Below are 24,822 nucleotides of genomic sequence, written 5' to 3' on the forward strand. Positions count from 1 at the left end.
CCGTACGACGCGGAGGTCGGACGCACGGGTCGTGGCTCTCCGCTCCCCAGGACGCACGCGCGAGGGGGGCGGTTCCGCAGGAAGCGGGGCTTGAGGTACCACACGGCGGAACAGACTACGCGGAACCGCTTTCGCGACCTCACTGTGACCTGCCTGTGACCCGAGTCACCGGCGGCCGCCTTGCCACCACACGGCAAGGAGACCTATCGTCTCGATGTATCGGTTCGATACATCGGGCCGGTACATCGAGCCGGGGGCACAGAAGCCCCGGCCGGACGAAGGTCGGCTGCGACCGTATCCCACGATCGCGGATGGACCCACGTCCGGCCCGGTCAGCATGGATGGAGGAAGGCGATGAGCAGGCGCGGTGGCGTCCTCGAATTCGCGATCCTCGGCCTGCTGCACGACTCCCCCATGCACGGTTACGAACTGCGCAAGCGGCTCAACACCGTGCTCGGCTCGTTCCGTGCCATCGCCTACGGCACCCTCTACCCCTGCCTGAAGTCCCTGCTGGAACGGGGCTGGCTCGCGGAGGAGGTTCCGGAGGTGACGGCACTCGCCGGCAGCAAGCGATCCCGGATCGTCTACCAGCTGACGGCACAGGGCAAGGAGCACTTCCAAGAACTGCTGTCCGAGTCCGGGCCCTCGGCCTGGGAGGACGAGAACTTCGGCGTGCACTTCGCCTTCTTCGGTCGAACCGACCACGAGGTGCGCATGCGTATCCTCGAAGGTCGGCGCAGCCGGCTCGAGGAACGCCTCGACCGGGTGCGCGGGTCGCTGACCCGGACGCGGGAGAAGCTCGACGGCTACACCCTCGAGTTGCAGCGACACGGCTTGGAGTCGGTCGAGCGCGAAGTGCGCTGGCTGAACGAGCTCATCACCGCCGAACGGCACGCCGGAGCCACTCCGGACGCCGCCGGTCCCGAAACCCCGGTCGACGCGTCGAAGGACGCCGACCGGCTTCGGACCCCCACCCAGGACGTGGCCTCGGACCCGTCCGCATCCAACAACTGAGGTCGCCGGTTCATGGCGGCTTCGTCGAGATCACAGGGAGCAACCGGAATGGGTTCGGTTCGCGTAGCCATCGTCGGCGTGGGCAACTGCGCCGCTTCGCTGGTGCAGGGCGTCGAGTACTACAAGGACGCCGACCCGAACAGCCGCGTCCCCGGCCTGATGCACGTGCAGTTCGGCGAGTATCACGTGCGTGACGTCGAGTTCGTGGCCGCTTTCGATGTGGACGCCAAGAAGGTCGGCTTCGACCTCACGGACGCCATCGGTGCCAGCGAGAACAACACGATCAAGATCTGCGACGTGCCGCCGTCGGGCGTCACCGTGCAGCGTGGGCACACCCTGGACGGTCTCGGCAAGTACTACCGCGAGACCATCGAGGAGTCGACCGAGGCCCCCGTCGACGTGGTCAAGGTCCTCAAGGACCAGGCCGTCGACGTCCTCGTCTGCTACCTCCCGGTGGGCTCCGAGGACGCGGCGAAGTTCTACGCCCAGTGCGCCATCGACGCCAAGGTCGCGTTCGTCAACGCCCTCCCGGTCTTCATCGCCGGGACCAAGGAGTGGGCGGACAAGTTCACCGAGGCGGGCGTGCCGATCGTCGGCGACGACATCAAGTCGCAGGTGGGCGCCACGATCACGCACCGCGTGATGGCGAAGCTCTTCGAGGACCGCGGTGTCCTGCTCGAGCGCACCATGCAGCTGAACGTCGGCGGCAACATGGACTTCAAGAACATGCTCGAGCGCGAGCGCCTGGAGTCGAAGAAGATCTCCAAGACGCAGTCCGTCACCTCGCAGGTCGACCGTGACCTCGGCGCGGACAACGTGCACATCGGCCCGTCGGACTACGTCGCGTGGCTCGACGACCGCAAGTGGGCGTACGTGCGCCTCGAGGGTCGCGCCTTCGGTGACGTTCCGCTGAACCTGGAGTACAAGCTCGAGGTCTGGGACTCGCCGAACTCGGCCGGTGTCATCATCGACGCCGTCCGCGCCGCGAAGATCGCCAAGGACCGCGGCGTCGGTGGCCCGATCCTGTCGGCGTCCTCGTACTTCATGAAGTCGCCGCCGGTGCAGTACTTCGACGACGAGGCCCGCAACGCGGTCGAGTCCTTCATCAAGGGCGACATCGAGCGCTGACCCGCCTCGCTCGGCCGATCCGGCCGGGTGACCTCGGGTGATCGAAGGCCCGGCTCCCGCCCAGGAGTCGGGCCTTCGGCGTGTCCGCGGCCGATCGGTGCCGGTCTCCGGTCCGGGTGCCGGGGCCGGCTACGGTGGGCGCCGTGGCCCTCATCCGTGATCTGCGCTCGTTGCTGAGGTTGCGCGACTTCCGACGGCTCTTCGCCACCCGACTGACCTCGCAGCTCTCCGACGGGGCGTTCCAGGTGGCCATCGCGGGCCAGGCGTTCTTCTCGCCGGAGAAGCAGACCTCGGCGGCCGACATCGCGACCGCGTTCGCGGTCCTGCTGCTGCCCTATTCGCTGGTCGGGCCCTTCACCGGGGTACTGCTCGACCGGTGGCGGCGGCGCCAGGTACTGGTGTTGTGCAACCTGCTGCGGGCGGTGCTGGTGACGGTGACCGCGGGCCTGGTGCTGCTCGGGGTGCCCGACCCGATCTTCTACGCCGCCGCGCTCGTGGTGCTCTCGGTGAACCGGTTCGTGCTCGCCGGGCTGTCCGCGTCGCTGCCGCGCGTGGTGCCGGTCGAGCAACTGGTGACCGCGAACTCGGTGTCGCCCACGGCGGGCACCGTCGCCGCGGCGGTCGGCGGCGGGTCGGCCCTGCTCGTGCACGCCTTCCTGGCCGAGGGCTCCGGGGCGACCGCGCTGGTGATCGTGGTGTCCGGGGTGTTGTACCTGGGTTCGGCGGCGGTCGCGGCGACGATGCCGGCCGATCTGCTCGGGCCCGATCCCGATCGGGTGCTGCCCGGCGCGGGGGAGGCGCTGCGCTCGGTGGCCCGCGGCCTGCGCGAGGGAGCGGTGCACGTGTGGCGGCGTCGGGCGCCGGCGCACGCGTTGGCCGCGATCACCGCGATGCGGTTCTGCTACGGCGTGCTGACCGTGATGACCGTTCTGCTCTGCCGCAACACGTTCAACGATCCGGCGGACACCGACGGCGGGCTGGCCACCTTCGGGATCACGGTGACCGTGTCCGCGCTCGGCTTCTTCGTCGCGGCCGTGGCCACGCCCGCGATCACCACCCGGATCGGCGTCGCGGCCTGGATCGGCACCTGCGCGCTCGCGGGGGCGGTCTGCCAGACCGCGCTCGGCCTGCCCTTCGTGTTCGCGCCGATGGTGGTGGGCGCCTTCCTGCTCGGGGTGACCTCGCAGGGCGCCAAGATCGGCGTCGACACGATCGTGCAGACCACCGTCGACGACGCGTATCGGGGCCGGGTGTTCTCCGTGTACGACGTGCTGTTCAACGTCGCGTTCGTGGGTGCCGCCGCCGTCGCGGCGCTGGGACTGCCCGACGACGGCCGGTCCCCGGCGGTACTGCTCGCGGTGGCCGGGGTGTACGCGCTGACCGGCGCCCTGTACACGCTGGCAGCGCGTCGCCACCCTCCGGTGATCGTCGAGACCGTTCCGGCGGACGATCGCCGGCCGTAATATCCCTTTTGATACCGATCATGGCTTATTTCACCCGGCAGTATCTCCAGGAAAAAATTACCTGCGGGTAGTGCATTACCGAGGCCGAGGTTCTAACCTGCACATCCAGCGACTTTCGGCACCTCTGGAGATACTCCATGTCCAATAACGCCGGTTCGGGTGAAAACGATCCTCTGCCGTACATACCGGCATGGACCGAGAACACCCCGCCGCACGGGCTCCCGCTTCCGCCGCAGGAAGCGTCGATGCCGCATGCGCCCGTCGTACGCCGGGCGCCGGTCGACGGGCGCGCGGCGCGCCGGGAGGCCGCCCGGCCGGCCCGCCGTGGGCGCGGGGTGCTGGTCGCGGTGCTGGCCGTGCTGCTGGTGGGCGGTACCGCGGCCGGGGGCTGGTGGTACATGCAGAAGGAGGACGACGGGCCGCGCATCCACGAGGGCGACTGTCTGCGGGACAAGACGACGATCGACCAGGACCCGGTGCGGTGCGAGGACTCCGCGGCCCGGTTCATCGTGGTCGAGCGCGTGCAGGGCACCACGTTCGCCGGCGTCTGCGATTCGGTGCCGGGGGATCCCATCGCGTTGACCTCGGATCCCACCGTGGAGAGCTTCGTGTTGTGTCTCGCCGAGCGGAAATGACGCGCCGCTCCTGCGATTGGCGCTTTATGCCCGTTATTCCGCTCACATTCGACCGGGACAAGGGGAATCCCCGCTGCGGGTGTCCGGCCGGAGCCCTAGTGTTCCGGACTGTCTCACCAGTCCCCTGCAACGGAGATCGTCCCCATGTCCAATCCCTTCCCGCCCGACCCCAACGGTCCCCAGCAGCCGAACCAGGGCTGGAACCAGCAGCCGGGCCAGCCGCAGCAGCCCCAGCAGGGTTGGGGGCAGCAGCCGGGCCAGCCGCAGCCGCCGCAGGCCGGCTTCCCGCCGGGCGGCTACCCCCAGGGCGGTCAGCCGGGCTTCTACGGCGGCCCGCCGCCGCCCCCGCCGCGCAAGAGCAAGATCAAGCGGATCGTGATCCCGATCGTTGTCCTCGTGGTGCTCGCGATCGTCGGTTTCGTGGTCAAGGGCGTGCTCAACAAGGACGCCGTCGACAAGGCGAAGGTCGGCGACTGCATCACCGGCACCAAGAACAAGAGCCCGAAGGTGGTCTCCTGCTCCAAGTCGGACGCCGCGTTCAAGGTCGTCGCCAAGTTCACCGACACCTCGGACACCGAGAAGTGCAACTCCGAGGAGATCGCGCGCAAGGGCTCGGTGCTCGGCCTCTACCGCAAGGGCTCCGACAAGGGCCTGCTGTGCGTGACGGTCACCGACCACACCACCCCGGAGTCGTTCTCGGGCGTGCCCGGTGCCAGCACGACGTTCACCCCCTCCGTCATCGCGCAGATCCAGAAGATCATGGCCGACGGCAAGGTCAGCGACGAGGAGCTCCAGGAGCTGGGCGGGAGCTGAGGCAGCCCCCGCCCGAATCCGGTGGTGGCCCGCTCACGCGCTCCCGTGGGCGGCCCACCACTCCCGTAGCGCCGCGACCGCCGTGTCGTGGTCCATCGGGCCGTGTTCGAGCCGCATCTCCAGCATGTGCCGGTAGGCCTTGCCCACCAGCGGGCCCGGCGGCACGTCCAGCAGTCGCATGATCTCGTTGCCGTCCAGGTCCGGCCGGATCGAGTCCAGCTCCTCCTGCTCGGCGAGCTGCGCGATCCGCTCCTCCAGCGAGTCGTAGGCGCGCGCCAGCGTGGCCGCCTTGCGCTTGTTGCGGGTCGTGCAGTCCGAGCGGGTCAGCTTGTGCAGCCGCTCCAGCAGCGGCCCCGCGTCCCGCACGTAGCGGCGCACCGCCGAGTCGGTCCACTCGCCCGTGCCGTAGCCGTGGAAGCGCAGGTGCAGTTCGACCAGGCGCGTGATGTCGTCCGTGACGTCCTTCGGGTACTTCAGCGCCTTGAGCCGCTTGCGCGTCATGTGCGCGCCGACCATCTCGTGGTGGTGGAACGAGACCCGGCCGTCCGGCTCGAAGCGCCGCGTGCGCGGCTTCCCGATGTCGTGCAGCAGCGCGGCCAGCCGCAGGATCAGGTCCGGCTCGCCCGGCGCCTCCAGCGCCATCGCCTGTTCGAGCACGGTGAGCGTGTGCTCGTACACGTCCTTGTGCCGGTGGTGCTCGTCCACCTCCAGGCGCAGCGTCGGCAGCTCGGGCAGCACCCGCGCGGCCAGCCCCGTGGAGACCAGCAGTTCCAGGCCCTTGCGCGGGTGGTCGGAGCAGATCAGCTTGTTGAGCTCGTCCCGCACCCGCTCGGCGGAGACGATGTCGATCCGCTCGGCCATGTCCGTCATCGCCGCGACCACCTCGGGCGCGACCTCGAAGTCGAGCTGCGCGGCGAAGCGCGCGGCCCGCATCATCCGCAGCGGGTCGTCGCCGAAGGACGCCTCGGGCGTGCCCGGCGTACGCAGCACCCGCGCGGCCAGGTCCTCCAGACCGCCGTGCGGGTCGACGAAGGTGATCCCGGGCAGCGCGACCGCCATCGCGTTGACCGTGAAGTCTCGGCGGACCAGGTCGTCGTCGATCGAGTCGCCGTAGGAGACCTCGGGCTTGCGCGAGGCGCGGTCGTAGGCCTCGGAGCGGTAGGTGGTGATCTCGATCTGGTAGTCCGGCGAGTCCGCGAGCTTCCGGCGGCAACCGATCGTGCCGAACGCGATCCCCACGTCCCACACCGCGTCCGCCCACGGGCGCACGATCGCCAGCACCTGTTCGGGGCGGGCGTCGGTGGTGAAGTCGAGGTCGTTGCCGAGCCGACCGAGCAGGGCGTCCCGCACCGAGCCGCCGACCAGCGCGAGCGTGTGCCCGGCCGCCTCGAAGCGACGGGCGAGGTCGTCGGCGACGGGGGCGACGCGCAACAGTTCGGTGACGGCGCGGCGCTGTACGGCGCTCAGTTCGCCGGTGGCCGGCGGGTCGTCCGGGTGGGGTGTGTTCTTGGCGTTCGGCACGGGAGACAAGGTTACGGGTCGAGGCCGCGGGTCTCGCGCGCATTACGCGGCCGCCGACCTCGCGAGCGGGCCGCGCGATGGAGTGATCATGGCGTTATGGCGTGGCGCATGTCGCACTAAGCTTGGCGGATGCCTTCCGAGACCACGCCGCCGCGCCGTCGGCTGCAGGTGGTCGAGGAGACCTCGGCGGGTGGTCTGGTGGTCGATCGACTCACGTTGCGCGCGGCGTTGATCGCGCGCCGGGACCGACGCGGCCGGCTGTTGTGGTCGTTGCCCAAGGGGCACATCGAGAACGGCGAGAGTGTGGTCGACGCCGCGTTGCGCGAGGTCGAGGAGGAGACCGGCATCGTGGGTCGGGTGCTGGCCCCGCTCGGGGTGATCGACTATTGGTTCACCGCGCCGGACCGGCGGGTGCACAAGACCGTCCACCACTACCTCATGGAGGCGGCGGGCGGGGATCTGTCGGACGACGACATCGAGGTCGAAGCGGTGGCTTGGGTTCCGCTCGGCGCGCTCTCCGCGCGTCTCGCCTACCCCGACGAGCGGCGATTGGTCACGCTCGCCCCGGAACTGCTGGCGGACAGCGCGTGAGCCATGGACGGTTCCGATCCGGGACCCCGACGAGCGTGCCTCGCGGCCGGCCGGCCGCCATCCTGATAGTGATCCTGGCGCTCGCCGCCGGGCTGTTGTCGATGATGCCGACCACCGCGCGCGCCGCCGACGGCGACGGGATCCAGGTCCTGATCACCAAGATGACGCCGGTGGCCAAGGCCGGCGGCACCATCACCATCGAGGGCCAGGTGCTGAACTCCGGCACCAAGGCGATCGACTCGGCCGAGGTCGCGGTCCGGCTCCGCACCTCCGAACCGCTCTTCCGCAGCGGCATCAGCTCGGCCGAGGACGCCCAGTCGAGCGGCACCCTGCTGCGCGATCCCAAGCCGGTGACGCTGCGCAACCTGGCACCGGGCACGGCCCAGCCGTGGACGTTCACCTTCCGCGCCGACCCGCTCGGCCTGGTCGAGGCCGGCGCGTATCCGCTCGCGGTCGAGGCCAGGATCGGCGGCAAGACGATCGGCGCGGCCCGCACCTTCCTGCCGTGGATCCCCAAGAACGGCCTCAAGGACGTCAAGAGCATGCGGATCGGCATGGTCTGGCCGCTGGTCGATCGGCCGCACCGGGACGGCACCACGCTCGGCGACGAGGCCCAGACGCCGGTCTTTCGCGACGACGACCTGGCCGCGCTGTTCGCGCCGGGCGGGCGGCTGTACGACCTGGTGAACATCGGTAGCGGGATGAAGGTCGACTGGATCCTCGACCCAGAACTGCTGGACTCGGCCACCCGGATGGCCGGCGGCTATCGGGTCGCGCCGCCCGGCAGCCTGGATCCGGACAAGCCGAAGAAGTCCCGCGACGGCAAGACCCCGAGCGACGAGGACACCGCCAAGGCGACGCCGAACCAGATCGAGAACACGCTCGCGGGCGGCGGCGGCCAGGTCGCGGCCGGATGGCTGGATCGGCTCAAGACCGGCATCGGCACCCAGCCGGTGATCGCCCTGCCCTACGCCGACCCCGACCTGGCCGCCGTCGCGCACGCACTGGACGCGGGCAAGGCGGACCTGCGCCCGCAACTGAGCGAGGCCCAGGCCGAAGCGGCCACCGTCATGCAGCGCACGTTCGCCCGCCCGGTGCGCACCGACGTGGCGTGGCCCGCCGGCGGCGCGCTGGACCCCGCGATCGTCGACGTCGCGATCGGGAACGGCGCGAGCACCGTGCTCACCTCCGGGGCGAGCCTGCCGCCGGCCAAGGAGCTCAACGTCACCCCGCTGGCCACGGCGGCCCTGCCGGGAGCCGACAAGGGCACCGCGCTGGTCACCGACCCGGACATCGACAAGACCCTGACCGCCGACACCAGGGCGCCGGGACAGAGCGTGCTGACCACCCAGCAGTTGCTGGCCGAGTTGCTGACCATCGTGCTCCAGGAGCCCACCCTCAAGCCCGCCCGCAGCCTGCTGATCGCCCCGCCGCGCACCATGGACGCCTCGCTGGCCGGCGTGCTCAAGGACGTCATGAACGCCTCGGCCGAATGGACCCACGGCGTCACCCTGGCCGAGCTCGCCGCCGAGCCCGCCCCGCTGCCCGCGCGCAAGCTCGCCGGCTACCCCAAGGACGTCCGCGCCGGCGAGCCGTCCGCGCAGTACATCGCCGAGACCGACAACCTGGTCCGGTCGATGCAGACCTTCGCCTCGATCCTGACCCGGCCCGAGCGGGTCACCGGCCCGTTCGACCCCGCGCTGCTGCGCCTGCTGTCGACCGAGTGGCGCGGCGATCCCCAGGGGGCGGACCGCTATCGGCTCGGCGTCACCCGCGGCCTGCGCGAACTCGAATCACTCGTCTACATCATCCGCAGAACCGGTGTGACGCTCTCCGGCGAGGAGGGCAACATCCCGGTCACCGTGGTGAACAACCTCCAGCAACCGGTCACCGTACGGATCGCGGCCGTCTCGCATCAGCCCAACCGGCTCAAGCTCGGCGATCCGACCACCGTGACGGTGCCCGACGGGCGCCGCCGGGAGGTGCCGATCTCGGCGAAGTCGGCCGCGAACGGCAAGGTCATGGTCGACGTACAGTTGCTCACCCCGGACGGGCGAGCGGTCAAGACGCCCGAGTCGTTCTTCGTCAACACGACCACGATCGACGCGCTGACCCGCTGGATCATCGGCGGCCTCGCCTTCCTGCTCGCGGTCTTCTCGCTCCGCGCGTTCCTGCGCAAACGTCGGGAAGCGGCCCTTGCCCGGGACGCGAACGGCGAGGATGGTGAGGACCTCGACGACGCGCCGTCGGACTCCGACACCTTCGACGCCACCGAAAACGATCGGAACCAGCCGACCTCCGGGTGGCCCCCGCCCCATCCCGTGGCACCTCCCGCCGGCGGAAACGGACCGCCCGATCAGGCCGACCCGCGCGGACACACACCGTCGAGATCCACGACCGACCGCCCCGAATGAGAAAGTGGGCACCGGACACTCAACCTGACCGAGAAGACGAGGGCCCGCCCGCATGAGCGACCGGAGCGACGAACGTCAGCCGTACACCGGCGGCTCCGCCGAGCCGGACGACGGCGCGCACGACGATCCCTACCGGGGTCGGCCGCCCGCCGACCCGTACCTGCAGCAGTACGTCGACCCGTACGGACAGCCGGCCGATCCCTACGCCGCGCAGCCGCACGACCCGTACGCGCAGCCGGGCGACCCTGGCTACCACGACCCCAACGCGCCGCAGCCGGGGTACGGCGAGCAGCCCTACCCGCAGCAGGGCGGCTACCCGGGCCAGGGCGGCTACGGCGTCGGGCCCGAACCGGTCTACGGGGATCCGTACGGCTCCGGATCGGGTCAGGGCGGCTACGACCCGTACGCCCAGCAGGCTCCGCAGCAGCCCGCCCAGGACGGCGGCGGCGCGTGGTTCCGGGACGAGTTGAGCGATCCGCCGGCGAACGACCCGTACGTGGGCGTGGACGAGCTCTTCACGCCGGAGCCCCCGCAGCACTACGACCCGTCCCGGCCGTACGACCCCTCGGGTCAGGGCGGGCAGCCGCACCAGGGCCACCAGGCCCAGCAGTACGGCGGCGGCGGTTACGGCTCGGGCGACCCGTATCAACAGCAGCACCAGGCCCCGCCGGCCCAGAACTACCCCCAGCAGCAGCCGCACCAGCAGCAGCCCCATCAGCACCAGGCACACCAGCAGCCGGCACACCAGCAGCCGGTGCACCAGCAGGCGTACGTCCCGCAGCAGCCGAGCCCGCAGCAGGGGCAGGGCGGCTGGGGCGACTACGACCGGCCCGGCGGCTGGCTGATGGACCAGACGCTGACCGGCATCAACCTCGGCCTCGCCGGCGACATCGCGGGCATGCCCTCGTACACCGAGGCCTACCAGCGCTACGAGACCCAGCACCGGGCCGAGGCCGCCGCCGCGTCGATGTCCGCGAGCGCGGTCCTGGACGCCCCGCCGGTCCCGCTGAACCCGTCCACGTCGCCCGTCTACCGGATGCCCGGCTCGGGCGCCGAGGAGCGGATGGCCGGCATCCCGGTCGGCGGCGAGAGCAAGAAGGGCAGCAAGCTCGGCGGGATAATGCGATCCTCCGCCGTGATGGCGGCGGGCACGATCGTGTCCCGGATGACCGGCTTCGTGCGCAACCTGGTCGCCGCGGCGGCCCTGGGCACGGCGATCCTGGCGAACACCTACAACGTCGCCAACACGATGCCGACGCTGTTGTACATCCTGGTCGGCGGCGGCGCGCTGAACGCGGTCTTCGTCCCGCAACTGGTGCGCGCGATGCGCCAGGACGACGACGGCGGCGAGGCGTACGCGAACCGCCTGCTCACGCTGGTCATGACGGTGCTGGCGGGGCTGGTGGTGATCGCCTGGCTGGGGGCGCCGCTGCTGATCCGGGCCTTCGCGAACTCGCTCGCGAAGCACCACCAGGACTACGAGCTGGCGATCACCTTCGCCCGCTACTGCCTGCCCATCATCTTCTTCATGGGCCTGCACGTGCTGTTCGGGCAGATTCTCAACGCGCGCGAGCGCTACGGCCCGATGATGTGGACCCCGGTCCTGAACAACATCGTCATCATCGCCACGTTCGGCCTCTACATCTGGGTCGCCGGCACCGCGAAGAACACCGGGCAGAACTCGGACACCATCACCCCGGACGAGATCCGGTTGCTCGGCCTGGGCACGCTGCTCGGGATGATCGTGCAGTCGATGGCGATGGTCCCGTACCTGAAGGCGGCCCGGTTCCGCTTCCGGCCCCGGTTCGACTGGCGCGGCTCGGGGATGGGCAAGGCGCTGGGACTGGCCAAGTGGACGTTCCTGTTCGTGCTCGCGAACCAGGCCGGCTACCTGGTGGTGACCCAGCTCGCGACCGCGATCGACGTCAACGCCCGGGACGAGAACATCCAGTACGGCGTCGGCTTCACCGCGTACAGCAGCGCGCTGCTGATCTGGCAGTTGCCGCAGGCGGTGATCACCGTGTCGGTGATGACCGCGATGTTGCCGCGGATGAGTCGGGCCGCCGCCGACGGCGACCTGGCCAGCGTGCGCGGCGACATCTCCTCCGGGTTGCGCCTGTCGGCGGTGGCGATGATCCCGTGCGCGGCGATCTTCGTGGCGCTGGGCCGGGACATCGGCGGCTTCATCTTCGCCCCGACCGGCGAACAGAGCGCGCACTGGATCGGCTACATGCTGATGGCGCTGGGCCTGGGCCTGATCCCGTACTCGGCGCAGTACGTGCTGCTGCGCGGGTTCTACGTGTACGAGGACACCCGCACGCCGTTCCTGAACACGGTGTGGATCGCGGGCGCCCAGGCGGCGTTCGCGGGCCTGGCGTTCATCGCGCTGCCCACCAAGTGGGCCGGTGTCGGCATCGCGGGCGGCTACAGCCTCGCCTACCTCGTGGGCGTGGTGCTGGCCGCGCAGCGGCTCAAGAAACGACTCGGCGACCTGGACGGCCGACGGGTGACCCGGACCTACACCCGGCTGCTGATCGCCGCCGGGATCGGCGGAGCCGCGGCGTTCTTCGTGGCCCGGGTGTGCACCGGCCACTTCGGCTCGGCGATGGGCGGCTCGGCGATCGCCGTGGGCGCGGGCATCGTGACCATGTTCGTGGTCTTCTTCATCGCGGCGAACCGGATGCGGGTCGAGGAGATGAGCGCGATGACCGGGATGATCAAGGGCCGCCTCGGCCGCTGACCGCCGGCCGGACCGGAGCGTCCACCTCCGCCCGCCGAATCCCCCACCGGGAATTCGGCGGGCGGATCCGTGTGGGATGTACCACCATGGGCGAGTGAGGGTGTGCCGAGCGCCTGAACCGGGGTAAAGCTCCCGATACGCCGGTCTCGGTTTCCTTTCGGATCTTGTGACGAGGCAACCCCAGGTGCGGTCCGGGAGTCTCATGTTTGTGGAGAGGTCGTCCCTGACCAACGGTCGGAGATGGCTCACCTCTACGATGAGTACGCCGACGAGGAGGATGAGGCCGAGGTGACGGACCGAACCGCAGGATCCGTCGACCTAGCGACGGACGAGGCAAACCCCGTACCGACAAAGGCTTCTGATACATCGTCGGACAATCCGGTCGGTTCGGACGGCAAGGTCTCCGGAAACACCACCACGGTTCTGCCCGTCGGTACCGAGCCCGAATCCGATCCGGTCGAGGAAGTCGCGGCCGACGCCGGCGCGGTCGCCGAATCCGCGAACGGCGGTGTCGGGAAGGGCGATTCGACCGAGATCGCCGACGCACCGGCCGCAGAACCCCCCGCCGCCGCGGCCACATCCGCGTCCGCCGCACCCGCGCCGGACGCGCCCGACGAGGACGAACCGGTCACCCACAAACGGGCGAAGCGCACATCCGCCGGGTCCGCGACCGCGGACCCCACGCCCGGCGACCCCACGCCCGGCGACACCGAGGCCGCGAAGCCGAGCGACACCGAGCCCGCCGCACCGCGCGCCGGCACGGACTCCGCGGCGGTCGCGCCGGAACCCGCCCCGGAACCCGCGCCGCCCCGGGTCAACGTCAGCCGAGGCACCCGGCTGGCCGACCGCTACCGGCTCGAACACCGCCTCTCCCAGAACGGCCGCAGCGAGACCTGGCGCGCCGTCGACGAGAAGCTGCGGCGCGCGGTGGGCGTGCACATCGTGCCCGCCGGCGGAGAGCACGGCCGCGCCGTGATCGCCGCCGCCCGCGCCGCCGCGCTGATGGGTGACCCGCGCTTCGTCCAGGTGCTCGACTGCGCCCAACAGGACGGCCTGATCTACGTGGTGAAGGAGTGGCTGCCCGACGCGGACAACCTCACCAAGGTCTTCGAGAGCGCGCCGCTGCCGCCGCACGAGGTCTACGAACTCTCCCGCGCGGTCGCCCAGGCGATGTCCGTCGCCCACCGGGCCGGTCTCTCCCATTTGCGTCTGACGCCGGAGAACGTGCTGCGCATGCACACCGGCCAGTACAAGATCGTCGGCCTGGCCGTCGAGGCCGCGCTGTACGGCCACGACACCACCGACGCGGCTCGCGACGACACCCACGCGGTCGGCATGCTGATGTACGCGGCGCTGACCCGGCGTTGGGTCGACGGCACCGAATACGGGCTCCAGGCCGCGCCGTTCACCGGCGGCAAGCTGTGCGCGCCCGGCCAGATCCGGGCCGGTGTGGACAACACGCTGGCCGCGCTGGCGATGCGCGCGCTCGGCCACGAGGTCAAGCACGACCCGGCGTTCGAGACCCCGGGCGAACTCTCCGCGGCGATCGCCGCGATCCCGGAGATCCATCCGCCCGAGCAGGGCGAGATCGTCGGCGGCCCGGAACAGGACGAGTACCCCGTCTACACGCCGACGCCGACCCGGACCGTCTACACCTCGGCCGGCTACGGCGGCGGCTCGAACGGCTCGGTCCGCCCGCCGATCGCGCCACCGCCGCCGCTGGGCGGCCGGTTCGGCGCGACGGTCAAGGGCGCGGTCGCGGTCCTGGTGGTGCTCGCGATCGTGTTGGTGACCTGGCAGGTGGCCAGCCACCTGGGCGACGGGGAGAAGAAGGAGGACCCGTTGAAGCCGCAGGGGGGCACCTCGTCGTCGATCCCGCCGCCGAGCACCGCGGCCCCGACTCCGGTCACGGCGACGCCCAAGAGCGCCCGGGAGATCTCGATCGGCGGCGGTTCGCCGACCCAGGCGGACGCCGCGAAGCTGACCATCGACGGGAACCCCTCGACCTACTGGCGCACGAACTACATGGTCGACGGCCCGGCGATCACCTTCAACCGCAAGGGTTACGGCATCGTCTACGACCTGGGCGCGGTGCACGAGATCCAGAGCGTCGAGGTCCAACTCGGCGCGGGCGGACCGCGCACCGACATGAAGCTGATGGCGGCGCCCGACGCGAAGTCGATGCCGACCTCGGAGGGCGCGTTCCGGGTCGAGGTCGGCCAGGCGTCGACCTCCGAGAACAGCCTGAAGATCACCGCCGGCAAGCCCGTGAAGGCGCAGTACGTCCTGCTGGTGATGACGGCGATGCCCAGGGTCGAGTCGAGTGTCGGCGACTACCAGATCTACAACCCCGGTTACCAGAACGCCTGGCGCGAGGTCACCTTCACCACGCTCGGCTGACCCGTCGCGACGATCGAGGCGAACCCCTCGCCAACCGGCGGTCGGCCCGTGCCAGGATGATCCCGGCACAGGGGGAGGTAGGCGGTGGGCAGCGAGCAGACCGGATCGGCATACGCGGACGTCACCGACGCCGATCTGCTCTCCCGGCACGGCGGCGGCGACCCGGACGCGTTCGGCGAACTCGTCCGTCGACACCGCGACCGGCTGTGGGCGGTGGCCCTGCGCACCCTGGGGGACCGCGAGGAAGCCGCTGACGCCCTCCAGGACGCCCTGGTTTCCGCCTACCGTGCCGCAGGTCGGTTCGAGGGCCGTTCGGCCGTCACGACGTGGCTGCACCGGATCGTGGTGAACGCCTGCCTGGACCGGGCCCGGCGCAAGGCCGCCCGGCCGGCCGTACCGCTGCCCGAGGATCTCGACCAGCGCCTGCCCGCGCCCGTGCACGAGGACCCGGCCATTCGCGGCGAGACCCGCGCGGCGGTGCTCGCCGCGCTGGCCACGCTGCCGGCCGAACAGCGCGCCGCGCTGGTCCTGGTGGACATGGAGGGCTATCCCGTCGAGGAGGCGGCCCGGATCCTCCAGGTCGCGTCGGGCACCATCAAGAGCCGCTGCGCCCGGGGTCGGGCCAAGCTCCTGCCGCTGGTGCGCCACCTGCGCGAGGCCGGACCACCCGGGGCGGATCGGGCACTCGGGAACCCCGGAGCCGGACAATCCGTCCCATCGACGGACGACCGCCCGAGAGCCGGCGGTCCGACCCCCGACACCGGTGGCACGAGCATGGAGGGAGGTGGCACACGATGAGCGAGCACATCGACGTCGAAGTGCTGTCCGACCTCGTCGAAGGACTGCTCACCCCGGAGCGCGCGGCCGCCCTGGACGCGCACCTGGCCGAGTGCGCCGAGTGCCGCGACACCCGGGACGCGCTCGCGGAGGTCCGCGAGTTGCTCGGCGGACAACCCCCCGAACCGATGCCGGCCGACGTGGTCGCGCGGATCGACCAGGCGCTCGCCCTGGCCGCGCTCCCGCCGCCGCGACCCGCCGAGGCACCCTCCGTGGGGATCCCCACCGCCGAGCTCTTCGCCCTGCCGAGCCCGGTCGCTCCGGTCGCGCCACCCGCCCCGGCCGACGCCCGGCCCGGGGCCGGCCACGACAGCGTCGTCCGGCTCGACTCCGCCCGCCGCCGGCGCCGGCGCGGTCCGCTGCTGCTCGCCGCGGCCGCCGTCGCCGCGGTGGCCCTCGGCGTCACGGTCGTGGTGGTCGGCACCGGTGGTGACGACCGCGACTCGTCCGGGCGCCCCGCCGCCGCCAGGGACAACTCCGCCGTGTCCGCGCCCCGGGGCGGGGCCGGCGCGACCGCCAAGGCGGGCGACCAGCCGGGCGCGAAGTCCGAGGAACGGGCACCGAGCCTGGAGATGCCGTCCATCGCCGCGCCCCGGGAGTACACCGCCGCCGGACTGCAACAACAGATCTCGCAACTGCTCCGCCGCGGCACCGTCCCGCCGACCCGGGAACTGCCCGGGTGCGTCGCGACCGCGGTCGGCCCGAACGCGCCACGAGCGCTGGCCGTCGACACCGGCACCTACGCCGGCGTCCCGGCCTGGGTGGTGGTCCTGGACGGCTCGAGCGCCGGCCGGGTCAAGGTGGTCATCGTGGACTCGTCCTGCGCCCGAACGCTCTCGGCGGCGCCTTCGAGCGCGTTCGCGGGCTCGGTACTGCTGAGCACCGAGGTCGCCCGAGGGTGATCCCCGGCACGCCGCGCCCGCGGCGTTGGGACCCGGGAATGGCGCGCACCTAGGATCCGTTGTCGAACGAGACACCGCATCTCATCGGGGCGCGGGGCTCGCAGACCCGCACAGCCGACGCCGGCCACCGGCACGAGGCTCGACAAGGAACCAGGAAAGGCTCAGCGTGAGCGACGTCCGCAACGTGATCATCATCGGATCGGGTCCGACCGGGTACACGGCCGCCGTCTACGCAGCACGCGCGGACCTGAAGCCGCTGGTCTTCGAAGGCGCCGTCACTGCGGGCGGCGCGCTGATGAACACCACCGAGGTCGAGAACTTCCCCGGCTGGCCGGACGGCATCATGGGTCCGGATCTGATGGACAACATGCGCAAGCAGGCCGAGCGCTTCGGCGCCGAGCTGATCCCCGACGATGTCGTGGCCGTCGACCTGACCGGCGACGTCAAGACCGTCACGGACGGCGCGGGCACCGTGCACAAGGCGCACGCGGTGATCCTGGCGACGGGGTCCGCGTACCGCAAGCTCAACCTGCCCAACGAGGACGCGCTGTCCGGCCGGGGCGTCTCCTGGTGTGCCACCTGCGACGGCTTCTTCTTCCGGGACCAGGACATCGCCGTGGTCGGCGGCGGCGACTCGGCGATCGAGGAGGCCACGTTCCTGTCCCGCTTCGCGCGCTCGGTGACGGTCATCCACCGCCGGGACGAGCTGCGGGCGAGCAAGGCGATGCAGCATCGCGCGTTCGCCGACGAGAAGATCTCGTTCGCGTGGAACAGCGAGGTCGCCGAGATCGTGGGCGACGGCAAGCTCACCGGCGTCAAGCTGCGCGACACGGTGACCGGTGAACTGCGCGATTTGGCGGTGACCGGCCTGTTCATCGCGGTCGGCCACGACCCGCGCACCGAATTGCTGAAGGACCAGATCGAGTTGGACGGCGAGGGCTACATCAAGGTCGACGCGCCGACCACGCACACCAACCTCACCGGTGTCTTCGCGGCGGGCGACGTCGTGGACCACACCTACCGGCAGGCGATCACCGCGGCCGGCACCGGATGTGCCGCCGCCCTCGACGCCGAGCGCTACCTCGCCTCGCTCGCCGACGGCGCCGGCGCCTGACGCACACCCGTCCGGCGGTTCTTCGTTCCGCCTTCCCGCAGTCGAGCACACAACCACCCGAGCAGACCGCCACCCGAGCACACCGAGGAGCAACCATGGCCGGGGCCACCACCACCGTCACCGACAAGACCTTCGACACCGACGTCCTGATGAGCGACAAGGCCGTGCTCGTCGACTTCTGGGCCGAGTGGTGCGGCCCGTGCCGCCAGATCGCCCCGGCCCTGGAGCAGATCGCGGAGGAGAACGCCGACAAGCTCACCGTCGCGAAGCTGAACATCGACCAGAACCCGGAGATCACCACCCGCTACGGCGTGATGTCGATCCCGACCCTGCACGTGTTCAAGGGCGGCGAGATCGTCAAGACGATCGTCGGCGCGAAGCCGAAGTCGCTGCTGCTCAAGGAGCTTGCCGAGTACGTCTGAGCCGACGCGTTCGACGCACCGGCCGCACGGCACGCGAGGGGCGCTTCCCGGAACCGGGGAGCGCCCCTCGCGCGTGTCAGGGCGTACCGTCGACCGGCGGGCGACCGGCGAACGGCCGCGAGCCGCACGCCCCGCCCGCTCGAGCCGGAATCCGGGCCCCGAGAGCCCCGCTCCGGTACGGGAACGGCCGAATGCGCGCGTACGATCGAGTGTTGCGTCAAAACTCGGGAGGACTTCTTTCCATGACCATGCAGCGGCGGTACCGACGCGGTGACACCGGCCCCGCAGTGGCCGAGATCAGGTCCAAACTGGTGCTGCTCGGCCTCCTGCCCGCCGGTGCCCACGCCGTCCACGGCACCGGCGACACGGACGGCCACGGCGGCTACGCGGACGCGGTGTTCGACGATTCCGTGGACCTGGCCGTCCGGCATTTCCAGCAGCAGCGCGCGATGACCGTGGACGGCGTCGTCGGCCCGGAGACCTACCGTCACCTCGACGAGGCACGGTGGCGCCTCGGCGACCGCATGCTGTCCTACTCGATCGGTCACCCGACGGTCGGGGACGACGTGGCCACCCTGCAACAGCGACTGCTCGACATGGGCTTCGACTGCGGGCGGGTGGACGGCATCCTGGGCCCGGCCACCGAACTCGCGCTGCGCGAATTCCAGCGCAACTACGGACTCGGCGCGGACGGTACGTGCGGACCGGCCACATTCCGAGCCCTCGACCGGCTCGCGCGCACGGTCGTCGGCGGCCAACCGCACGCGATGCGCGAGTCCGAACTGCTGCACCGCTCCGGCCCTTCGCTGGCCGGCAAGACCGTGGTCATCGACCCGGGCCACGGCGGTACGGATCAGGGCGTGACGGCACACGGGCTGACCGAGGCCGAGGTCGTCTGGGACCTCGCCCGGCGGCTGGAGGGCCGACTGTCCGCCCTGGGCGTGCAGGCGTATCTCACCCGAGGCCTGGACTCCGACGGCATCGGCGAGGAGGAGCGCGCGGCCTTCGCCAACGCCACGGACGCGGACCTGGTGATATCCCTGCACGCGGACCGCAACGAGAGCCCGCGCGCCGCGGGCGTCTCCTCCTACTACTACGGCAGCGGCAGCGACCGGTACGGGCGGCGCTCGCCGACCGGGGAACACTTCGCGAGCCTGGTCCAGCGCGAACTCGTGGCGCGCACCGGCATGGTGGACGGCCGCACGCACGGGAAGGCCTGGACGCTGCTGCGGCGCACCCGGATGCCCGCCGTACGGATCGAGGTGGGCTACCTCACCAACGCGGAGGACGCGGCCCGACTGGCCTCGTCGGAATTCCGCGACCACGCCGCCGAGTCGGTGGTGGTGGCGCTCCAGCGGCTCTACCTGCCGCCGGAGGAGGACGTCCCCACGGGGATGTTGCGACTGCCCGTATTCACCTGAGCCGATCGGCCTTCGCCCGATCGCACGTCAGGTCCTCGGGTACGACCGGATCCACCGGCCGGCGTGAGCCCCGCGGCAGGGCATGGACCGGGATCGCCGGCCCGTCCGGCGTCCACGGCGCCGGGACCGGGACCCGTGAACGCGGCGACCCGGCGAGCAGCCCGCCGACGAATCCGCCGACGGCACCCACTCCGAGACCTGCGACGACCCAGCGCATCGATCTCATCGCCCCTCCAGGGGTGGTGCCACGTTTCACGTGAAACGCGGCGCGAAGAGTGCCTGCCACCGCGCATGAACCGGGCGACACGTTTCACGTGAAACACAAGCAAGGAAGGGGCCCTCGGTCAACGACCGAGGGCCCCTTCGCGTGTTCCTTTGCCGACTACGGGACGAGCAGCGAGGTTTCCGCGTCGGCCGTCGACGTCGGACCCGCCTCCCGGCCGGCGTCCTCCGGGTGCGCGTCCACCGGCGCCACATCGTCCGGCGCAACCTCCGCCGCGTCCGCGTCCGCCACGTCCGTCGCGTCCGCGGAGGCCGCGCCGGTCCGAACGGGTCCGGCCTGGCCGGGCAGTTCCGGCTCGGACAGCCGCTTGGCGAAGTGGTCGCCCTCGCCGGGTGCCATCGAGGCGAGGATGCGTTCCAGGTCCTCGATCGACGCGAACTCGACGACGATCTTCCCCTTCTTCTGCCCGAGGACGACCTTCACCTCGGTCTCGAAGCGGTTCTTGAGTCGGTCCGCGAGATGGTTCAACGCGGGCGCGACGATCCGACCGGCACGCGGCTTGTGCGCCTTGGACTTGGCCGGACCCTCGTTGTTGATCGAGCGGGCGATCTCCTCGACCGTCCGCACGGTCATGCCCTCGGCGATGATCCGCTTGGCGAGCTTGGTCAGCTCGTCCGGCCGATCCTCCAGCGCCAGCAACGCCCGCGCGTGTCCGGCGAGCAACGTGCCCGCCGCGACCTTGGAGCGGACCTCCATCGGCAACTTCAACAGCCGCATCGTGTTGGTCAGATGCGGACGCGAGCGACCGATCCGGTCGGCCAGCTCCTCCTGCTTGCAGTCGAACTCCTCCAACAACTGCTGGTAGGCCAGCGCCTCTTCCAGCGGGTTGAGTTCGGAGCGGTGCAGGTTCTCCAAAAGCGCGTCGAGCAGCAGCTTGTCGTCGTCGGTCACCCGGACGATCGCCGGGATGTGGGTCAGCCCGGCCTTGCGGCAGGCCCGCCACCGCCGCTCGCCCATCACCAGCTCGTAGGTGCCCTCGGCGGTCGCCCGAACCACGACCGGTTGGAGGACGCCCACTTCCCGGATCGACTGGACCAGCTCGGCCATCGCGTCCTCGTGGAACACCTCACGCGGCTGGCGGGAGTTCGGCACGATCAGATCGAGCAACAACTCGGCGTACAGCGCGGCGGCGGGAGCGGGTTCGGTCTTCGGTGAATCCTGCACCGGGACCGACGTCGGCGACAGGGCCGACTCGTCCGTCGCTATCTCCGCCATCTTGCGCAAGGTCGCCGCGGCGGAGGACGAGGGCTGCAAGGGCCGAGGGGGGATGAGCGATCCGAGCCCCTTGCCCAATCCCCTGCGTTGTCCGCTCATACTTCCTCCTTCGCCTTCGCCACGCCGCGCAGCGCCATCTCCCGAGCCGCTTCAAGATACGACAACGCCCCGGTGGAACCCGGGTCGTAGGTCATCACGGTCTGCCCATAGCTGGGTGCTTCGGAGATGCGCACCGAACGCGGAATCGCGGTGGGCAACACCTCGTCCGGGAAGTGGTCGCGCACCTCCTGCGCCACCTGGGAGGCCAGCCGCGTCCGGGCGTCGTACATGGTGAGCAGGATCGTCGACACGGCGAGGTTCGGGTTCAGGTGCGCCCGGACCAGTTCCACGTTCCGCAACAACTGGCCGAGGCCCTCCAACGCGTAGTACTCGCACTGGATCGGGATGACCACCTCGGCACCGGCCACGAGCGCGTTCACGGTCAACAGGCCGAGCGACGGCGGACAGTCGATCAGGATGTAGTCCAACGGCTGCTCGTACGCCGCGATCGCGCGTTGCAGCCGGCTCTCCCGGGCGACCAGCGAGACGAGTTCGATCTCGGCACCGGCGAGGTCGATCGTCGCCGGCGCGCAGAACAGGCCCTCGACATCGCGCACAGGCTGGACGACCTCGGCCAGGTCGCGGCCCTCGACCAGCACCTCGTAGATCGACGGCGTGCCGGCGTGATGGTCCACCCCGAGCGCGGTGGAGGCGTTGCCCTGCGGGTCGAGGTCTATCACCAGGACACGGGCACCGTGCATGGCCAGCGCCGCCGCGAGGTTCACGGTCGACGTGGTCTTGCCGACGCCACCCTTCTGGTTCGCGACCACCATGACCCGGGTGTGCTCCGGGCGGGGCAGCCCCTCCGAAGCACGGCCCATCGTCTCGACGGCCTGTCTGGCCGCTCGGGCGATGGGTGTGTCTTCGATACCGGGCGCCTCTGTTTCACGTGAAACGTCGACGACGGCACCCACTCGGGGCGCCGGCATCGAGGCTGTCGGGTACTCGGACGGCAACGGTCCACTCTCCTCTCCTGCCGCGGCGACATGGGAACTCGGGCCGACGGAATGACCACGCACTGCGGCGGCACCCTCAGAGGGTGTCACGTTCCGGCGCGCCTCAGGTGAGTAGAAGCGTTTCCACGGAAGGCGTTTCACGTGAAACACGATCTCGGGTATCGCGGTGGGAGCACGCTCACGACACACCCCGAGCGGGCAGGATCGGCGTTTCAGCCGTCCGGCCCAACCCGGGGACGGACTACTTTCCGGGACGCCGCTTGGTCGTCTTCGCGGCCCGCCGGGCCTTCGTCGACTTGGACTCCTTGGCCGACACGGTGCCGATCCGCACCCGCACGACGGTGGTCAGGGGATCGACGATCCCGGCCCCGGCGTGCGCGACCCGCCACGACACCGCGCCGAGCTTGCGCAGGTCCGCCTCGGACTCCAGCAGTTCCTCGGCCGCCGAGTCGCCCTTGAGCGCGAGCATCTCGCCGCCCGAACCGAGCAGCGGCAGCCCCCACCCGGCCAGCTTGGCCAACGGCGCGACCGCGCGCGCGGTGACCACGTCGGCGGAGGTACGGCCGCGCAGTTCCTCGGCGCGGCCACGCAACACCCGGACGTTGTCCAGGCCGAGTTCCTCGACCACCTCGTCGAGGAACGTGGTGCGCCGCAACAACGGCTCGACGAGGGTGATCCGCAGGTCCGGTCGGACCAGCGCGAGCGGAATGCCCGGCAGGCCACCGCCCGAACCGACGTCGTGCACGATCGCGTTCTCCGCGATCAATTCGGCGACCACCCCGCAGTTGAGCAGGTGCCGCTCCCAGAGCCGGCCGACTTCGCGTGGGCCGACCATGCCCCGGCGTACACCGGGCCCGGCCAGCAGATCGGCATAGCGAATCGCGCGGTCCAGGTTGGCACCGAAGAGACGGCCTGCCGCCTCCGGCGCCTCGGGCGCGCGCTCGTCCACCGGCGGGTCGGGGGTCGTGTCGTCCTGACGTTTCACGTGGAACATCATCCCAGGAACGGCGCCGGCCCCACCTGTGATGCAGGTGGGGCCGGCGCGACGGTTTGCGGAAACGGATCCGTGGACCCGATCAGGCGGGCAGGACGACGACGCAGCGATTGGGCTCCTCGCCCTCCGACTCGCTGCGCAGTCCGGCCTCCGCGACGGTGTCGTGCACGACCTTGCGCTCGAACGGCGTCATCGGCTTGAGCTTGAGAGAGGTACCCGCGGCCTTGACCTCTGCCACCGCCTCGGTAGCGATCTCCGCCAGGTTCGCCCGCTTGGCGGCACGGAACCCGTCCACGTCGAGCATCAGCCGGCTGCGCTCGCCGGTCTCCCGGTGCACCGCCAGCCGGGTCAGTTCCTGGAGGGCCTCCAGGACCTCACCGTCGCGACCGACCAGACGCTTGAGGTCGGCGCCGGAGGATTCGCTCTCGTCCCCGGCGATCACCGAGACCGACGCGCGCCCGCCCTCGACGTCCATGTCGATGTCGCCGTCGAGGTCGGCGATGTCGAGCAGGGCCTCCAGGTAGTCCGCGGCGATCTCGCCCTCCTGCTCCAGACGGCTGATCTCCTCCGCGGTGAGCGTGATCCGACGCGAGGCGGCGGGTGAGTCGACGGCGGGGGTCGTGCCTTCCGTCACAGGGGAACTCCTTTGTGGACGAGTGAGCGAGTCGTTGGGGTGGGCGGCGGCCGGCCCTTCGAGGGTGGTCACTTCTTCCTCGGGTGCTTCCGGCCCTGGGTCTGCTTGCGCGGGCCGGCGTTACGCGCACCGGAGTGCGGGGTTCGCGCGGTCGAGCCCTTGACCGAGCCGTTCGACCGGGCGGTGCCGTTGCTCGCCGCGGTACCGGCCTCCGAGGTCTCCTCGGCGTCCCTGCCCGCCGCTTCCGCGTCGTCCCGAGCCCGAGCCTTGCGCTGCGACTTGGTGAGCCTGGTGGGCTGCTGGCGCCGGGCGGCCTGGGCCTTGATCTCGGCCTGCTGGGCCTCGTACTCGGCGATGTCCATCAGCTTGCCGTCGGGAAGCAGCACCTTGCCCTGCTTGCGCGCCTTCTCCGCGAGCTTCTCCTGCCGCACCTTGTACGCCGGGCTGCCCGGGGTGGGGTTGCGGTTGATCACGAAGAGCTGCTGGCCCATCGTCCACACGTTGGTGGTCAGCCAGTAGACGAGCACACCGACCGGGAAGTTGATGCCGAAGACCGCGAACATGATCGGGAACGCGTACATCATCAGCTTCTGCTGCTTCGCGAACGGGTTGCCCACGAGCGAAGCGGGGTCGGTGTTCTTCGTCATCAGCTGGCGCTGGGTGAAGAACTGCGACCCGGACATCAGCACGATCATCACGATGGTGACGATGCGCACAGTGGTCAGGTCGGCCCCGAGGCTGGCGATCTTGGCCGCCGAGTCGGTGAACTTGGCGGCGATCGGCGCACCGAAGATGTGCGCCTGCTGCGCGCTGTTCACCAGGTCGCGGTCGATCACGCCGACCGTGCGGTTCTGCGAAATGCGCTGGAGCACGTGGAACAGCGCGAAGAAGAACGGCGACTGGACCAGGATCGGAAGGCAGCTCGAGAGCGGGTTGGTACCCGTCTCCTTGTAGAGCTTCATCATTTCCTGGGACTGACGCTCACGGTCGTCCTTGTACCGCTTCTGGACCTCCTTGATCCGCGGCTGCAGCGCCTGGAGTCCCCGGGTCGCCTTGATCTGCTTCACGAAGAGCGGGATCAGGCAGATCCGGATGACGACCACGAGGCAGACGATGGACAAGCCCCAGGACCAACCGCTGTCCTTGCCGAAGATCGGGCTGAACAACGAGTGGAATTGGACGATGATCCAGGAGACGGCGGTATATAGGGGGTTAAGAATCCCCAC

General features: G+C 70.5%; 20 protein-coding genes. 14 read left to right on the forward strand and 6 right to left on the reverse strand.

The annotated features are described in order from the left end of the window. Positions 1-354 precede the first annotated feature (354 nt). The 5 genes from ACWCPW_RS07575 (at position 355) to ACWCPW_RS07595 (ending at position 5,053) form a co-directional block, all read left to right on the forward strand. Positions 355-1,014 carry a PadR family transcriptional regulator gene (locus ACWCPW_RS07575; RefSeq protein WP_395867789.1) on the forward strand — a complete coding sequence of 220 codons (660 nt, stop codon included), beginning with the start codon at positions 355-357 and terminating at the stop codon, positions 1,012-1,014. 48 nt (positions 1,015-1,062) lie between these two features. Then, positions 1,063-2,142 carry an inositol-3-phosphate synthase gene (locus tag ACWCPW_RS07580; RefSeq protein WP_395867788.1) on the forward strand — a complete coding sequence of 360 codons (1,080 nt, stop codon included), beginning with the start codon at positions 1,063-1,065 and terminating at the stop codon, positions 2,140-2,142. Between the two features lie 143 nt (positions 2,143-2,285). Further along, a complete protein-coding gene (locus ACWCPW_RS07585) occupies positions 2,286-3,605 on the forward strand; it encodes an MFS transporter (protein WP_449760626.1) in 1,320 nt (439 codons plus the stop codon). Positions 3,606-3,850: 245 nt separating this feature from the next. Further along, entirely contained in the window at positions 3,851-4,240 is a 390-nt protein-coding gene (locus ACWCPW_RS07590; RefSeq protein WP_449760627.1) for an LppU/SCO3897 family protein, read from the forward strand. 144 nt (positions 4,241-4,384) lie between these two features. After that, the gene (locus tag ACWCPW_RS07595; RefSeq protein ID WP_449760628.1) at positions 4,385-5,053 is read left to right on the forward strand and encodes an LppU/SCO3897 family protein; all 669 of its coding nucleotides are present in this window, start codon (positions 4,385-4,387) and stop codon (positions 5,051-5,053) included. A 33-nt stretch (positions 5,054-5,086) separates the two neighbouring features. On the opposite strand, the gene ACWCPW_RS07600 is transcribed toward ACWCPW_RS07595, so the two are convergent. Beyond that, positions 5,087-6,574 (reverse strand): CCA tRNA nucleotidyltransferase, encoded by a 1,488-nt coding sequence (locus ACWCPW_RS07600; protein ID WP_449760629.1) that lies wholly within the window; start codon positions 6,572-6,574, stop codon positions 5,087-5,089. Between the two features lie 129 nt (positions 6,575-6,703). Here ACWCPW_RS07600 and ACWCPW_RS07605 point away from each other — a divergent pair, with 129 nt between their 5' ends. The 9 genes from ACWCPW_RS07605 to ACWCPW_RS07645 all read left to right on the forward strand — a co-directional run bounded on the left by ACWCPW_RS07605 (position 6,704) and on the right by ACWCPW_RS07645 (position 19,415). Then, positions 6,704-7,165, forward strand: a complete 462-nt coding sequence (locus ACWCPW_RS07605; RefSeq protein ID WP_395867777.1) for an NUDIX hydrolase — start codon at positions 6,704-6,706, stop codon at positions 7,163-7,165. A 35-nt stretch (positions 7,166-7,200) separates the two neighbouring features. Beyond that, entirely contained in the window at positions 7,201-9,579 is a 2,379-nt protein-coding gene (locus tag ACWCPW_RS07610) for a DUF6049 family protein (protein WP_449760630.1), read from the forward strand. 52 nt (positions 9,580-9,631) lie between these two features. After that, positions 9,632-12,319: a murein biosynthesis integral membrane protein MurJ gene (murJ, locus tag ACWCPW_RS07615; RefSeq protein WP_449760631.1), complete on the forward strand. Its 2,688-nt coding sequence runs from the start codon at positions 9,632-9,634 to the stop codon at positions 12,317-12,319. Between the two features lie 240 nt (positions 12,320-12,559). Then, positions 12,560-14,719, forward strand: coding sequence for a protein kinase family protein (locus tag ACWCPW_RS07620; RefSeq protein ID WP_449760632.1), 2,160 nt, complete (start codon positions 12,560-12,562; stop codon positions 14,717-14,719). 84 nt (positions 14,720-14,803) lie between these two features. Then, entirely contained in the window at positions 14,804-15,517 is a 714-nt protein-coding gene (sigM, locus tag ACWCPW_RS07625; RefSeq protein ID WP_449760633.1) for an RNA polymerase sigma factor SigM, read from the forward strand. Further along, positions 15,514-16,458, forward strand: coding sequence for an anti-sigma factor family protein (locus tag ACWCPW_RS07630; RefSeq protein WP_449760634.1), 945 nt, complete (start codon positions 15,514-15,516; stop codon positions 16,456-16,458). Before sigM ends, ACWCPW_RS07630 begins: the two co-directional genes overlap by 4 nt. 166 nt (positions 16,459-16,624) lie before the next feature. Beyond that, positions 16,625-17,572, forward strand: coding sequence for a thioredoxin-disulfide reductase (gene trxB, locus ACWCPW_RS07635; protein WP_449760635.1), 948 nt, complete (start codon positions 16,625-16,627; stop codon positions 17,570-17,572). A 95-nt stretch (positions 17,573-17,667) separates the two neighbouring features. Further along, entirely contained in the window at positions 17,668-17,994 is a 327-nt protein-coding gene (gene trxA, locus ACWCPW_RS07640; RefSeq protein WP_449760636.1) for a thioredoxin, read from the forward strand. A 242-nt stretch (positions 17,995-18,236) separates the two neighbouring features. Further along, on the forward strand, positions 18,237-19,415 hold the full coding sequence (locus ACWCPW_RS07645; RefSeq protein WP_449760637.1) for an N-acetylmuramoyl-L-alanine amidase: 1,179 nt from the start codon (positions 18,237-18,239) through the stop codon (positions 19,413-19,415). 382 nt (positions 19,416-19,797) lie between these two features. Here the strand turns inward: ACWCPW_RS07645 and ACWCPW_RS07650 are convergent, their stop codons facing one another. From ACWCPW_RS07650 to yidC, 5 genes are all read right to left on the reverse strand, one after another. Then, complete coding sequence (locus tag ACWCPW_RS07650; protein ID WP_449760638.1) at positions 19,798-21,012, reverse strand: ParB/RepB/Spo0J family partition protein; 1,215 nt, start codon at positions 21,010-21,012, stop codon at positions 19,798-19,800. After that, on the reverse strand, positions 21,009-21,941 hold the full coding sequence (locus ACWCPW_RS07655) for a ParA family protein (RefSeq protein ID WP_449760809.1): 933 nt from the start codon (positions 21,939-21,941) through the stop codon (positions 21,009-21,011). The genes ACWCPW_RS07650 and ACWCPW_RS07655 overlap by 4 nt, the downstream gene beginning before the upstream one ends. Before the next feature lie 268 nt (positions 21,942-22,209). Next, positions 22,210-22,962 (reverse strand): 16S rRNA (guanine(527)-N(7))-methyltransferase RsmG, encoded by a 753-nt coding sequence (rsmG, locus tag ACWCPW_RS07660; RefSeq protein WP_449760639.1) that lies wholly within the window; start codon positions 22,960-22,962, stop codon positions 22,210-22,212. Between the two features lie 82 nt (positions 22,963-23,044). Continuing rightward, a complete protein-coding gene (locus tag ACWCPW_RS07665) occupies positions 23,045-23,596 on the reverse strand; it encodes a Jag family protein (protein WP_395867756.1) in 552 nt (183 codons plus the stop codon). 68 nt (positions 23,597-23,664) lie between these two features. After that, positions 23,665-24,822, reverse strand: a complete 1,158-nt coding sequence (gene yidC, locus ACWCPW_RS07670; protein WP_449760640.1) for a membrane protein insertase YidC — start codon at positions 24,820-24,822, stop codon at positions 23,665-23,667.

Source organism: Embleya sp. NPDC001921, from assembly GCF_053594475.1.

What these genes read in the sequence shown, in the direction of transcription:
- ACWCPW_RS07650 (WP_449760638.1), bottom strand. Translation starts at nt 21,012, where the DNA reads ATGAGCGGACAACGCAGGGGATTGGGCAAGGGGCTCGGATCGCTCATC.
- ACWCPW_RS07645 (WP_449760637.1), top strand. Translation starts at nt 18,237, where the DNA reads ATGACCATGCAGCGGCGGTACCGACGCGGTGACACCGGCCCCGCAGTG.
- ACWCPW_RS07655 (WP_449760809.1), bottom strand. Translation starts at nt 21,941, where the DNA reads ATGCCGGCGCCCCGAGTGGGTGCCGTCGTCGACGTTTCACGTGAAACA.
- ACWCPW_RS07630 (WP_449760634.1), top strand. Translation starts at nt 15,514, where the DNA reads ATGAGCGAGCACATCGACGTCGAAGTGCTGTCCGACCTCGTCGAAGGA.
- ACWCPW_RS07580 (WP_395867788.1), top strand. Translation starts at nt 1,063, where the DNA reads ATGGGTTCGGTTCGCGTAGCCATCGTCGGCGTGGGCAACTGCGCCGCT.
- trxA (WP_449760636.1), top strand. Translation starts at nt 17,668, where the DNA reads ATGGCCGGGGCCACCACCACCGTCACCGACAAGACCTTCGACACCGAC.
- murJ (WP_449760631.1), top strand. Translation starts at nt 9,632, where the DNA reads ATGAGCGACCGGAGCGACGAACGTCAGCCGTACACCGGCGGCTCCGCC.
- rsmG (WP_449760639.1), bottom strand. Translation starts at nt 22,962, where the DNA reads ATGTTCCACGTGAAACGTCAGGACGACACGACCCCCGACCCGCCGGTG.
- ACWCPW_RS07590 (WP_449760627.1), top strand. Translation starts at nt 3,851, where the DNA reads ATGCCGCATGCGCCCGTCGTACGCCGGGCGCCGGTCGACGGGCGCGCG.
- ACWCPW_RS07605 (WP_395867777.1), top strand. Translation starts at nt 6,704, where the DNA reads ATGCCTTCCGAGACCACGCCGCCGCGCCGTCGGCTGCAGGTGGTCGAG.
- ACWCPW_RS07575 (WP_395867789.1), top strand. Translation starts at nt 355, where the DNA reads ATGAGCAGGCGCGGTGGCGTCCTCGAATTCGCGATCCTCGGCCTGCTG.
- ACWCPW_RS07620 (WP_449760632.1), top strand. Translation starts at nt 12,560, where the DNA reads ATGGCTCACCTCTACGATGAGTACGCCGACGAGGAGGATGAGGCCGAG.
- ACWCPW_RS07595 (WP_449760628.1), top strand. Translation starts at nt 4,385, where the DNA reads ATGTCCAATCCCTTCCCGCCCGACCCCAACGGTCCCCAGCAGCCGAAC.